The organism is Pseudomonadota bacterium (genome assembly GCA_030775045.1).
GTDB lineage: Bacteria > Pseudomonadota > Alphaproteobacteria > JALYJY01 > JALYJY01 > JALYJY01.
Genome location: JALYJY010000056.1, coordinates 1 through 11,807, shown reverse-complemented (window position 1 = coordinate 11,807; position 11,807 = coordinate 1). Strand labels below are relative to the sequence as shown.

The 11,807-nt window shown below is 60.9% G+C and carries 10 protein-coding genes and 4 tRNA genes; all 14 read left to right on the top strand.

Annotated features, from left to right (window positions below):
• The first annotated feature begins 177 nt into the window (after window positions 1-177).
• Entirely contained in the window at window positions 178-360 is a 183-nt protein-coding gene (locus tag M3O22_06095; GenBank protein ID MDP9196316.1) for a hypothetical protein, read from the top strand.
• Window positions 361-439: 79 nt separating this feature from the next.
• Window positions 440-515: transfer RNA gene (locus M3O22_06090), tRNA-His, on the top strand.
• An 81-nt stretch (window positions 516-596) separates the two neighbouring features.
• Window positions 597-2,084 (top strand): NAD(P)H-hydrate dehydratase, encoded by a 1,488-nt coding sequence (locus M3O22_06085; protein MDP9196315.1) that lies wholly within the window; start codon window positions 597-599, stop codon window positions 2,082-2,084.
• A gap of 90 nt (window positions 2,085-2,174) precedes the next feature.
• A tRNA-Leu gene (locus M3O22_06080) sits at window positions 2,175-2,259 on the top strand.
• Window positions 2,260-2,307: 48 nt separating this feature from the next.
• Window positions 2,308-3,630, top strand: a complete 1,323-nt coding sequence (gene tig / locus M3O22_06075; protein MDP9196314.1) for a trigger factor — start codon at window positions 2,308-2,310, stop codon at window positions 3,628-3,630.
• 29 nt (window positions 3,631-3,659) lie between these two features.
• Complete coding sequence (locus M3O22_06070) at window positions 3,660-4,283, top strand: ATP-dependent Clp protease proteolytic subunit (protein ID MDP9196313.1); 624 nt, start codon at window positions 3,660-3,662, stop codon at window positions 4,281-4,283.
• 76 nt (window positions 4,284-4,359) lie between these two features.
• Window positions 4,360-5,637, top strand: a complete 1,278-nt coding sequence (gene clpX, locus M3O22_06065; protein ID MDP9196312.1) for an ATP-dependent Clp protease ATP-binding subunit ClpX — start codon at window positions 4,360-4,362, stop codon at window positions 5,635-5,637.
• A 98-nt stretch (window positions 5,638-5,735) separates the two neighbouring features.
• Entirely contained in the window at window positions 5,736-8,147 is a 2,412-nt protein-coding gene (gene lon / locus M3O22_06060; GenBank protein MDP9196311.1) for an endopeptidase La, read from the top strand.
• 138 nt (window positions 8,148-8,285) lie between these two features.
• Complete coding sequence (locus tag M3O22_06055; GenBank protein ID MDP9196310.1) at window positions 8,286-8,564, top strand: HU family DNA-binding protein; 279 nt, start codon at window positions 8,286-8,288, stop codon at window positions 8,562-8,564.
• A 109-nt stretch (window positions 8,565-8,673) separates the two neighbouring features.
• Window positions 8,674-8,748: transfer RNA gene (locus M3O22_06050), tRNA-Val, on the top strand.
• Window positions 8,749-8,939: 191 nt separating this feature from the next.
• Window positions 8,940-9,016 (top strand) — tRNA-Asp (locus M3O22_06045).
• A gap of 107 nt (window positions 9,017-9,123) precedes the next feature.
• On the top strand, window positions 9,124-9,729 hold the full coding sequence (locus M3O22_06040) for a glutathione S-transferase family protein (protein ID MDP9196309.1): 606 nt from the start codon (window positions 9,124-9,126) through the stop codon (window positions 9,727-9,729).
• Between the two features lie 247 nt (window positions 9,730-9,976).
• Window positions 9,977-11,113 (top strand): glutamate 5-kinase, encoded by a 1,137-nt coding sequence (gene proB / locus M3O22_06035; GenBank protein MDP9196308.1) that lies wholly within the window; start codon window positions 9,977-9,979, stop codon window positions 11,111-11,113.
• Between the two features lie 5 nt (window positions 11,114-11,118).
• Window positions 11,119-11,807, top strand: a 689-nt coding sequence (locus M3O22_06030; protein MDP9196307.1) for a glutamate-5-semialdehyde dehydrogenase, incomplete at its 3' end; no start/stop codon positions are given.

Genomic DNA, 11,807 nt, shown 5'->3' with positions numbered 1-11,807 from the left:
AATCTGGAAGGTCGCAATCTGAGCTGCGCGCTTCTCCATCATGCTGACATGCGAGGCATAAAGGTGGAAGGCGCAATCCTTGACTATGCAGAACTGGAGAGTGCCCTTCTTGACCGGAAGGGACTGCGGGATGTCCTCCGGCATTCTCTTTTCCGGGAATTTGGTGGTGGTATTGTCATGCCGCACACGATCCGGGTGGCCCGGGACAGGGATGACCGGCAAGGTGTTGTCCTGATGCGTGAAGATCTGGAGTCCCTGGTCCAGTGTCTGGATAATCAGAAGGTGTTTGACAGGGTATTGGAATTCTCCCTGCAATCCCGGCCGGTATGGAAAGGGTCTACCCCTGCGGCGGCAGCCTGATCAGTCCCGGGGCGGTGTTGTACCCCTGTGGCAGAACCCTTGACCTGGATGCCGATTGGTCCTAGGTATCCTGCCGGTGGCGGCCGTAGCTCAGCTGGTAGAGCCCCCGGTTGTGGTCCGGGTTGTCGCGGGTTCGAGTCCCGTCGGTCGCCCCATTTTCCCTGAGGTCCTGAAGCTGTTTTCCGGCCTTTTGCCCCGTCTTTTCCTGCGGTATCCTTCCTGCCAGGGAGGCTTTCATGAAACCTGCACCTGCAGTTCCCGGCCAGATTGTGACAGCCGCGCAGATGGCGCAGGCCGAGCGGCTGACCTTTGAATACGGAATCACCCCGGACATGCTGATCGAGCGCGCCGGGGTGGCTGTTACCGATGTGGTGGCGGAACGGTTTACGCCCCAGCCGGTTCTGGTGGTCTGCGGCCCCGGAAGGAATGGCGGGGACGGATTCGTCGCGGCGCGTCACCTGCAGCAGCGGGGCTGGCCCGTCCGCGTCATGGTGCTGCAGGATCCTGCGGACGGCGCCCCTCTGGCGGCCCGGCAGTGGGCAGGGCCGCTCGAGCCTGCGGATCCCCACGGAATCATGGATGACCTTCTGGTGATCGACGCCCTGTTCGGGGCAGGTCTGAACAGGCCGCTGGAGGGTATGGCGGCAGAACTTGCAGGCCGGATGACCCGCCAGCGTGGCCCTGTGGTTTCCGTGGATATGCCTTCCGGAATCCGGGCGGACACGGGGGCCGTCATGGGTACGGCGGTTGAGGCCAGTCTGACCGTAACATTTTTCCGTAAAAAGCCGGCGCATGTGCTGGCGCCTGGCCGCTTCCACGCCGGCGAGGTCGTCCTGGTGGATGCGGGCATTCCCGATTTTGTGCTGCCCGAGATCCAGCCCCGGGTGTACGAGAATACTCCCGGGCTGTGGCTGGACCGCTTTCCCTGGCCAAAACCGGACGGGCACAAGTACGACCGCGGGCATGTCTTGGTTCTGGGGGATGGAGAGATGACGGGGGCGGCGCGCCTTGCAGCCCGGGCGGCCCTGCGCATGGGGGCAGGCCTGGTCACGGTGGCCTGTCCGCCCGAAGCCATTCCTGTGTACGCCTCGGACATGGCCAGCCTGATCGTGGTTCCTGTGCCGTCTCCCGCTGATCTGCCGGCCTTTCTGGACAGCCGGAAAATCACTGCGGTTCTGGCCGGGCCGGGCGCGCGGCCGGACGAGCGGACGCGGCAGATGGTCCAGGCTGTGCTGCGGGCCTGTGCCGCCAGCCGCAGCGTGGTCCTGGACGGAGGCGCCCTGTCTGCCTTTGCGGATAACGTCGCGGCTCTTTTCACGGCCCTTTCGCCCCGGTGTGTCCTGACCCCCCATCGCGGTGAGTATCACCGCCTGTCAGGCCTTCCCCTGTCGGGAGATTCGCTGTCACTGGCCCGTGCCGGGGCTGTCCGCAGCGGCGCCACGGTCGTGCTGAAAGGGCCTGATACAACGGTAGCTGCGCCTGACGGGCTGGCTGTGGTCAATACGGGCGCGCCGCCGGATCTGGCTACCGCAGGCACAGGCGATGTGCTGGCCGGCATGACAGCTTCCCTGCTGGCCCAGGGAGTTGAGCCGCCCATGGCCGGGGCGATGGCGGTGTGGATGCATGGCAGGGCTGCGGCTGACATCGGGCCGGGACTGGTGGCCGATGATCTTCCGGAAATGTTGCCGGAAGTGCTGCGCAGCCTGAAATTCCGGGATTTCTGAAAGCCTGCTCCAAAACCTGCTTGGCATGGATAGTCCCATGCTGTAAAAACCCTGTGGGAACTGGTCAGGGCCCTGTCCAGGGCCGCATGCGCGGGCGTGGCGGAACTGGCAGACGCGCCGGATTTAGGTTCCGGTAACGAAAGTTGTGGGGGTTCAAGTCCCTCCGCCCGCACCAGGTTTCGGGCATACAGTTTGGGTATTACAGTGGAGACAGGTTTTCCCGATGCAGATCACAGAAACAAAAACTGAAGGACTGAGGCGCGAATTCAGGGTTGTCTGCCCGGCAGGCGAGGCCCGGAAAAGCATGGAAGGGCGCCTGCGCAAGGTCGGGGAAACAGCCCGCCTTCCCGGATTTCGCCCCGGCAAGGCTCCTATGGCCCTTCTGGAACAGCGCTATGGCCAGTCCGTGATGGGAGAGGTGCTGGAAGATCTGGTCGAGGAAGGGGCCCAGAAAGCCCTGAAGGACCGGGGCCTGCGCATGGCCCTGCGTCCGAAGGTCGAGGTGAAGTCCTGGGGCATGGACAAGGATCTGGAATACACCATCGCTGTCGAGATCCTGCCCGATGTGGATCCGGGTGACCTCAGTGGTATTGCGCTGGAAAGGCCTGTGGCTGTCGTGGCCGACAGTGCTGTGGACCAGGCGCTGGAGCGTCTGGCCAAAAGCCGGGCCACAACGAATCCCGTATCCCGGGCGGCTGCCATGGGCGATACGGTTGTTGTGGATTTCCGCGGCACGGCGGACGGGAAGGAATGGCCCGGCATGAAAGCCGGGGGCGCGCACCTGGAGCTGGGCGCAAAGCGCCTGGTGGACACGTTCGAGGACCAGCTGGTAGGCGCGAAAGCCGGTGATCACCGGAAGGTCACCGTCACGTTCCCTGCGGATTATGGCGCGACGGAACTGGCAGGAAAGCAGGGTATTTTCGAGGTTGATGTAAAAGAAGTGCGGGAGTCTGTCCCGCCAGTCCTGGATGACGCGCTGGCAAAGGATCTTGGGCTGGAGAGCCTGGACGAGATGAAAAAGCTGGTGCGTGAGCGGCTGGGCGAGGACTATGCCCGCGTGGCCCGCCTGAAGGTCAAGCGGCAGCTTCTGGACAGTCTGGCGGACCGGCACAGCTTTGCCATTCCCGAAGGCATGGTCGATCTGGAATTTTCCGGGATCTGGAGCCGCCTGCAGGAAGAGCTGCGCCGGGATGGATCCGCGGCCGGCAAGGCAAAGAGCGAGGAAGAACTGAAAAAGGAATACAGGTCGATTGCCGAGCGCCGGGTCCGTCTGGGTCTTCTGCTGGCTGAGGTGGGCCGCCGGAACAACATCCATGTGGCCCGGGAAGAACTGAACCAGGCCATGTTCAGGGAGATGCAGCGGTTTCCGGGCCAGGAAAAGCAGGTGATGGAGTATTTTCGCAACAACCCGCAGGCCATGGACAGTCTTCGCGCCCCCCTGTTCGAGGACAAGGTGGTTGACTTTATCGTTACCCAGGCAAAGGTCAGCGACAGGAATGTTTCAGTGGATGAGTTGATGAAGGATCCGGAGGCCGAGGCCGCCTGATGTCCATCAGAGATACGGAGCAGGAAAGCATGCACGGCAGTCTGGACGCACAGATGAACGCCCTGGTTCCCATGGTTATCGAGCAGACCGGGCGGGGGGAGAGGGCCTTTGACATCTATTCCCGCCTGCTGAAGGAGCGGATCATCTTCCTGACAGGGGGGGTGAACGATGTGGTCTCCAGCCTGATCTGCGCCCAGTTCCTGTTCTTGGAATCAGAAAATCCCACCCGGGATATTTCCTTCTACATCAACAGCCCCGGGGGGATTGTGACCTCGGGTCTGGCGATCTATGACACCATACAGTACATCCGCTGTCCCGTTACCACGGTGTGCGTCGGGCAGGCGGCCTCCATGGGTTCGCTGCTGCTGGCAGCGGGGGCTCCGGGCAAGCGGTTCTCCCTGCCCAACAGCCGCATCATGGTGCACCAGCCCTCCGGCGGTGCGCAGGGACAGGCGGCGGATATCGAGATCCAGGCGAAAGAGATCCTGAAGCTGCGGGAGCGGCTGAACAGCATCTATGTGAAACATACCGGCCGTCCCCTGGCGGAGATCGAGGCGATCATGGACCGGGACAGGTTCATGTCGGCCGATGAGGCGAAGGCTTTTGGCCTGATTGACGAGGTGGTGACAGCCCGCCCCGCTGAAAAGGCATGATGCGGAAAAAAGGTGCGTTTATGGGTTTATATCCGGAAAAGTGCTATAATGGTGCCGGTTCAGTAATGGGGCGCCCATGACCACGAAATCCGGTACTGGCGATACAAAGAACACCCTCTACTGCTCGTTCTGCGGCAAAAACCAGCACGAGGTCCGCAAGCTGATTGCCGGCCCGACTGTGTTCATCTGCGACGAATGTGTGGACCTGTGCACGGACATCATCCACGAGGAGGCGAAGGCCGTCCTGGTCCGGTCGGGAAGTGATGCCGTTCCGACCCCGCAGGATATCCGCAAGGTTCTGGACGACTATGTCATCGGCCAGGACCGGGCCAAGCGCGTTCTGGCGGTGGCCGTGCACAACCACTACAAGCGTCTGGCGCACCTGGGCAAGAACATCGCCGGCGAGGTGGAGCTGTCCAAGTCCAACATCCTGCTGATCGGCCCCACGGGCTGTGGCAAGACGCTTCTGGCCCAGACGCTGGCGCGCATCCTGGATGTGCCCTTCACCATGACCGACGCCACAACGCTGACCGAGGCAGGGTACGTGGGGGAGGATGTGGAAAACATCATCCTGAAGCTTCTCCAGGCGGCCGACTACAACGTGGAAAAGGCCCAGCGCGGCATCGTCTATATTGACGAGATCGACAAGATCAGCCGCAAGTCTGACAACCCCTCCATCACCCGTGACGTATCGGGGGAGGGGGTTCAGCAGGCCCTGCTGAAGATCATGGAGGGGACCGTTGCTTCCGTTCCCCCCCAGGGCGGCCGCAAGCATCCCCAGCAGGAATTCCTGCAGGTGGATACCACAAACATCCTGTTCATCTGCGGCGGCGCCTTTGCGGGACTGGAAAAGATCATCGCGGCCCGTGGCCGGGGTACCTCGATCGGGTTTGGCGCTGATGTGCGCGCCGCAGAGGAACAGCGCACCGGGGCTATCCTGGCGGGGGTAGAGCCGGAAGATCTTCTGAAATTCGGCCTTATTCCCGAATTCGTGGGTCGTCTGCCGGTTGTGGCGACCCTGAACGATCTGGACGAGGCAACCCTGATCGACATCCTGTCCAAGCCGAAAAATGCCCTGGTCAGACAGTACCAGAAGCTTTTCGAGATGGAAAAGGCCGGGCTGGAGTTTACGGACGAGGCGCTGGCAGTCATTGCCCGCAAGGCCATCCAGCGCAAGACCGGCGCCCGGGGACTGCGCTCGATCATGGAGGGTATCCTGCTGGATACCATGTTCGAGCTTCCGGGCATGCAGAATGTGGAAAAGGTTCTGGTTAACCAGGAAGTGGCCGAGGGGCGGTCCCAGCCCCTGTTCATTCTCTCGGAGCGCCGGGAGGAGCGCGCCCCGGGCGCCTGACAGGCCTGCTTCCTGAAATGCGGGAACAAAACAGTCATCTGGATGCTTGTAGTTTCTGTCGGCCAACTCCCCCTAATCAATCTGAACCAGAGGATTTCATGCTGGAAATTCCAGGAGGCACCCAGTACCCCGTCCTTCCGCTGCGGGATATTGTTGTTTTCCCCCATATGGTTGTGCCGCTTTTTGTTGGCCGTGAGAAATCCGTCCTGGCGCTGGAAGAGGCGATGAAGGGCGACCGGCAGATCCTGCTGGCGACCCAGAAGAATGCTTCCCAGGATGATCCCGCCCCGGCCGATATCTATGGAATCGGAACCACCGGCACGGTCCTGCAGATGCTGAAGCTGCCCGACGGGACGGTCAAGGTTCTGGTGGAGGGCCTGCAACGGGCGACTCTCCTGCGCTATGTGGACGGGTCGGAGTTCTTTCGGGCCTTTGCCGAGCCCCTGCCGGAAAAGGACGGGGGCTCCACGACGGAACTTGAGGCCCTGACCCGCACTGTTGTGACGGAATTCGAGCAGTATATCCGCCTGAACCGCAAGATCCCGGCCGAGGTCATGGCGTCCATAAGCCAGATCAGTGAGCCTGGCCGCCTGGCTGATTCCATTGCCTCGCACCTGTCCATGAAGATCCCCGAGCGGCAGAACCTGCTCGAGCTGGTGTCCGTCAAGGCCAGGCTGGAAAAGATCTATGCCCACATGGAAGGCGAGATCGGTGTCCTGCAGGTGGAAAAGAAAATCCGCAGCCGTGTGAAGCGGCAGATGGAAAAGACCCAGCGGGAGTACTATCTGAACGAACAGCTCAAGGCCATCCAGAAGGAACTGGGCGAGGGTGAGGACGGCAAGGACGAGCTGTCAGCCCTTGAGGAACGCATCAAGAAGACAAAGCTGTCAGACGAGGCCCGGGAAAAGGCCATGACCGAGTTCAAAAAACTCCGGTCCATGGGCCCCATGTCGGCCGAGGCGACCGTGGTGCGCAACTATCTGGACTGGCTTCTGGGCATTCCCTGGAAAAACCGCGCCAAAATAAAAAAGGACCTGAAGGCGGCCGAGAAGATCCTCAACGAGGATCATTTCGGTCTGGAAAAGGTCAAGGAACGGATCCTGGAATATCTGGCCGTGCAGCAGCGCATGGACAAGGTCAAGGGACCCATCCTGTGCCTGGTCGGACCGCCTGGCGTGGGCAAGACGTCCCTGGGCAAATCCATTGCCCGGGCCACGGGGCGAAACTTTGTGCGCATGTCCCTGGGTGGTGTGCGCGACGAGGCGGAGATTCGCGGCCACCGGCGGACCTATATCGGCTCCATGCCTGGCAAGGTGATCCAGGGTATGAAAAAGGCCAAGTCCTCGAATCCCCTGTTCCTGCTGGACGAGGTGGACAAGCTGGGCGCCGACTGGCGCGGGGATCCATCGTCCGCACTGCTGGAAGTGCTTGATCCGGAGCAGAACTCCACGTTTGGCGACCACTATCTCGAGGTGGACTACGACCTGTCGGACGTGATGTTCGTCTGCACAGCCAATTCCCTGCGCATGCCCCAGCCGCTGCTGGACCGCATGGAGATCATCCGGCTGTCCGGCTACACAGAAGACGAGAAGATCGAGATTGCTCGCCGCCACCTGATTCCAAAACAGACAAAAGAGCATGGCCTGAAGAAGGGCGAGATCGTCATAAAGGACGAGGCGGTGCGGGATCTTGTCCGCTATTACACCCGGGAAGCCGGCGTCAGGAATCTGGAACGGGAGATTGCCAATCTGGCCCGCAAGGGCCTGAAGGATATTCTTTCCGGCGGTGCGAAAAAGATCACCCTGTCTTCCGCGAATCTGGAGAAGTACGCTGGTGTGCGCCGCTTTCACTATGGCGAGGTCGAGCTGGAAGATCTGGTCGGCGTTACGACCGGTCTTGCCTGGACCGAGGTGGGCGGGGAAATCCTGTCCATCGAGGCTGTGGCCCTGCCCGGCAAGGGCCGGATCACAATCACCGGCAAGCTGGGCGATGTGATGAAGGAATCGGTCCAGGCTGCGGAAAGCTATGTGAAGGCGCGGGCTGTCGAATTCGGCATCAAGCCGACGCTGTTCGAGAAAAAGGACATCCACGTTCATGTTCCGGAAGGAGCGACCCCCAAGGACGGACCATCGGCGGGCGTGGCCATGGTCACATCCATTGTCTCGATCCTGACGGCGATCCCCGTGCGCAAGAACGTGGCCATGACCGGCGAGATTACCCTGCGCGGGCGTGTTCTTCCTATCGGCGGCCTGAAGGAAAAGCTGCTGGCGGCCCTTCGGGCGGGGATCACCCTGGTCCTGATCCCGAAAGACAACGAGAAGGATCTGGCAGAGATCCCGGAGAATGTGAAAAAGAGCCTGACCATTGTGCCCGTAACCACGGTTGATGAGGTTCTGAAGCTGTCCCTGGTGTCGGAACTGAAGCCCATAAAGTGGTCGGAAGAGGCGGAATCACAGGCTTCTGCACAGAAAAAACCGGAAAATGACGCAGAAGACGTAATTCGCCATTGAGTTTGGCGGAAAAATGCGCATAAATACGAACTGCAAACCGGACATTCCGTCCGGTTTGCAGGGGCCGCAACGGTCCCGCCTTCTCCGGAAGGTCTCCGTTCAACGCATGATATCCCGCATCACCAAAGGGGGCTTCAAGTGAACAAAAGTGATCTCGTAGACTATGTCGCAGGCAAGGCCGGCGTTCCGAAAACTGTTGCTGACAAGGTCGTTGGCCTTGTTTTTGACGGCGTCAAGGCTGGTCTGAAAAAAGACGGCCGGGTCCAGGTTGCCGGCTTTGGCAACTTCTCGGTTGTTCAGACCAAGGCCCGCGAAGGCCGCAATCCCCGCACAGGCGCAAAGCTGAAGATTCCTGCCGGGAAGCGTCCAAAGTTCTCCGCCGGCAAGGCACTGAAAGACGCCGTCGGCAAGAAGTAAGACAGTCTGCTGTCTCAAAGAACCGGCCGGGCGCAAGTCCGGCCGGTTTTTTTGTGAAAATTTTTCCGTCAGGGTTGTTTTCTTTTTTCCTTTACGCTAAACCCCTCGCGGGCGATTAGCTCAGCGGTAGAGCATCTCGTTTACACCGAGAGGGTCGGGGGTTCGAAACCCTCATCGCCCACCAGCCTTCGCCCTTACGGGCTACGGCTGGCTTACGCCAGGAACCCCCAGCCGAAACCGTCAGAACGAAGGAGTGTCCTCCCAGGCCTTGACGCAGGAGGACCGGTCCAGCCAGCGCTATCATCTGTCTTCCACAATATCAGAGATTGACTTTATGGACGGGGTGCCCTATTCAGGCCGCCTGTTACACGCTGCGCGGGTGTAGCTCAGTTGGTTAGAGCGCCGGCCTGTCACGCCGGAGGCCGCGGGTTCAAGTCCCGTCACTCGCGCCATTTTCCTGCAAGCCTGTTTCTGCATCAGCCCCACGCGGCCATTCTGTTGTCACAAATCCTGCTATGATGAACCCTGAATCCTGAACCAGACTGTGAAGAGGACTGTCATGAAACTTTATACAACGCCGAAGGCTGCAACCAATCTTGCTGCCCGTATCCTGGGTTTGTCCGTGGATATGGAAAAGGTCGACATGCAGACCAGAAAAACCGCCAGGGGTGAAAGTATGGATGTCCTCAACCCGAGAGGATACGTTCCCTTCCTGAAGCTGGACAATGGCGAGATCCTGACGGAGAACGCTGTGGTTCTCCAGTATCTGGCCGACCTGAAGCCCCAGGCAGGCCTCATTCCTCCGGCCGGAACCATGCAGCGTTACCGGGTCCAGGAATGGCTGAATTTTATCGGCACAGAACTGCACAAGAACTTCGCGCCGCTGTTCTATCCTGTTACCCCGGGGCACAGGGAAAACGCTCTGGCCAACCTGGACAGGCGGTTTGGTTTTCTGGATTCGGCCCTGGCAGGAAAACAGTACCTGATGGGCGACAGCCTGACCGTTGCTGATCTCTATGCCTTTGTCATGGTGGCCAATTATGCCGACTATCACAAGATCAGCCTGGACAAATGGCCAAACATCAAAGCCTATCGCGCCCGCCTTGAGCAACATCCGAAAATGAAGGAAGCCCTGAAAGCGGAAGAGGCCCTGGCCGCCGCCTGAAGGCGCGCAAGGATACGGCAAGGGGCCGGGAGGAGATCCCGGTCCCTTGTTCATTTCAGGTCCTGTGTTATAATCAGCCCCTCTTTTCCAGGGTACAGGCCTGCATTCATGACTTCTTTTTTCAACATTTGCACACAGATGCAGTGCGGCGCAGCAGACCGACCTTGCGGGGAATCTGTCGCGCGTTGACTGCAGGCTTTTCACAGCCTGCAGGAAGATTTCCTTCCCCAGGCAGTGAGTGCACCCCATGTCCCGGATTTTATCGGTATTCCAGAGCCGTCTGCTGTCAGCCAGGCGTATTGTCATCAAGGTCGGATCGTCCCTTCTGGTGGACGGAAAGAGAAACGAGGTCCGCCGCCCCTGGCTTGGGGGGCTGATCGAAGATATCTGCGCCTGCCGGGACCGGGGACAGGAGGTGGCTGTCGTATCTTCCGGCGCCATTTCGCTGGGCCGCCGCGTGCTGAAGCTGGTTTCCGGCCCCCTGGAGCTGGAGCAGAGACAGGCCGCTGCCGCCTGTGGCCAGATCCGGATGGCCCACACCTGGCAAGAGGAACTGGCCCGGAAGGATGTGACAGCCGCCCAGGTGCTGCTGACGCCCGACGACACGGAGGAACGCTCCCGCTATCTGAACAGCCGCGCGGCCATCCGCGGCCTTCTGTCCATGGGCATTGTGCCCATCATCAATGAGAACGACACAGTCACGACGCCTGCGCATCGCTATGGGGACAACGATCGTCTGTCCGCCCGTGTAGCCACCATGATCGAGGCGGACTGCCTGGTCCTGCTGTCGGATATCGACGGCCTGTACACAGCCGATCCCACGATTGACCCTGGGGCGCAGCTGATTCCGGAGGTGCGCAGCCTGACGCCGGATATCCTGGCCATGGCGGGAGACTCGCGGTCCGGGTTCGGCACCGGCGGCATGCGTACCAAGATCGAGGCGGCGCGCATCGCCCTCAGGGGCGGATGTGCCATGGCCATCGCCCGGGGCAATCTGGTCAATCCCCTCCAGGCTTTGGAAAAGCCGGGCCGGTACACCTGGTTCATTCCCGACGATTCCCCTGTGACTGCCCGGAAAAAATGGATCGGCGGAAGTCTCAATCCCCGGGGCAGCCTGACCATCGACGATGGTGCCGTCCGGGCGCTGGATCAGGGAAAAAGTCTGTTGCCCGTGGGCATCCGCGCGGTTACAGGAGAGTTCAGCCGGGGAGATTCCGTCACGGTTCTGTCGCCCGGGAGGACAGAGCTGGCCCGTGGCCTGGTGGCCTATGACAGCACTGAAGTCCGCAAAATCATGGGCCGTCAGAGTGACGCCGTGGAAGCCATCCTGGGCTACAGGGGGCGGGAGGAGATCATCCACCGCGATGATCTGGTGCTGCTGTGACGGATATGGAAAAAACCGGGCAGGCGGCGAAAGCGGCATCCCGGCAGCTTCGGACCGCCTCGACACGGGCCAAAAATACGGCTCTGAAAAAGGCTGCTGCCCTGTTGCGCCGGAACGCTGATATTGTTCTTCAGGCCAACCGGCAGGATCTTGCAGCAGCCCAGGATCTGACGGCCGCGCAGATGGATCGCCTGAAACTGGATCCACAGCGCATCGAGGCGATCGCGGCAAGCCTGGATCTGGTCGCTGTCCTGCCTGATCCGGTGGGTCAGACCATTACTGAATGGACGGTGGCCAGCGGCCTGCGCATCCGGCGTGTACGGGTGCCGCTGGGGGTGATCGGCGTGATCTATGAAAGCCGCCCCAATGTGACCGTGGACGCGGCGGCGCTGTGCCTGAAATCCGGCAACGCCTGCATCCTGCGTCCGGGATCGGAAAGCTTTGCCAGCGCCCGTGCTCTGGCCGACCTGTTCCGTCAAGCCCTGCGCGAGGCGGACCTGCCTGAAGACGCTGTCCGGATGGTGGACACGCCGGACCGTGTGGCGGTAGGCGAGCTTCTGCGTCTGGTCCGGTATGTAGATGTAATCGTTCCTCGCGGCGGCAAGTCGCTGATCGCACGTGTACAGCAGGAAAGCCGCGTGCCGGTGCTGGCCCATCTGGACGGCAACAATCACGTGTACGTGGATGGGATGGC

Bases quoted from the DNA above. Each gene is read 5' to 3' on its own strand.
- M3O22_06095 (MDP9196316.1), top strand. From the start codon at position 178: ATGCCGCACACGATCCGGGTGGCCCGGGACAGGGATGACCGGCAAGGT.
- M3O22_06085 (MDP9196315.1), top strand. From the start codon at position 597: ATGAAACCTGCACCTGCAGTTCCCGGCCAGATTGTGACAGCCGCGCAG.
- tig (MDP9196314.1), top strand. From the start codon at position 2,308: ATGCAGATCACAGAAACAAAAACTGAAGGACTGAGGCGCGAATTCAGG.
- M3O22_06070 (MDP9196313.1), top strand. From the start codon at position 3,660: ATGCACGGCAGTCTGGACGCACAGATGAACGCCCTGGTTCCCATGGTT.
- clpX (MDP9196312.1), top strand. From the start codon at position 4,360: ATGACCACGAAATCCGGTACTGGCGATACAAAGAACACCCTCTACTGC.
- lon (MDP9196311.1), top strand. From the start codon at position 5,736: ATGCTGGAAATTCCAGGAGGCACCCAGTACCCCGTCCTTCCGCTGCGG.
- M3O22_06040 (MDP9196309.1), top strand. From the start codon at position 9,124: ATGAAACTTTATACAACGCCGAAGGCTGCAACCAATCTTGCTGCCCGT.
- proB (MDP9196308.1), top strand. From the start codon at position 9,977: ATGTCCCGGATTTTATCGGTATTCCAGAGCCGTCTGCTGTCAGCCAGG.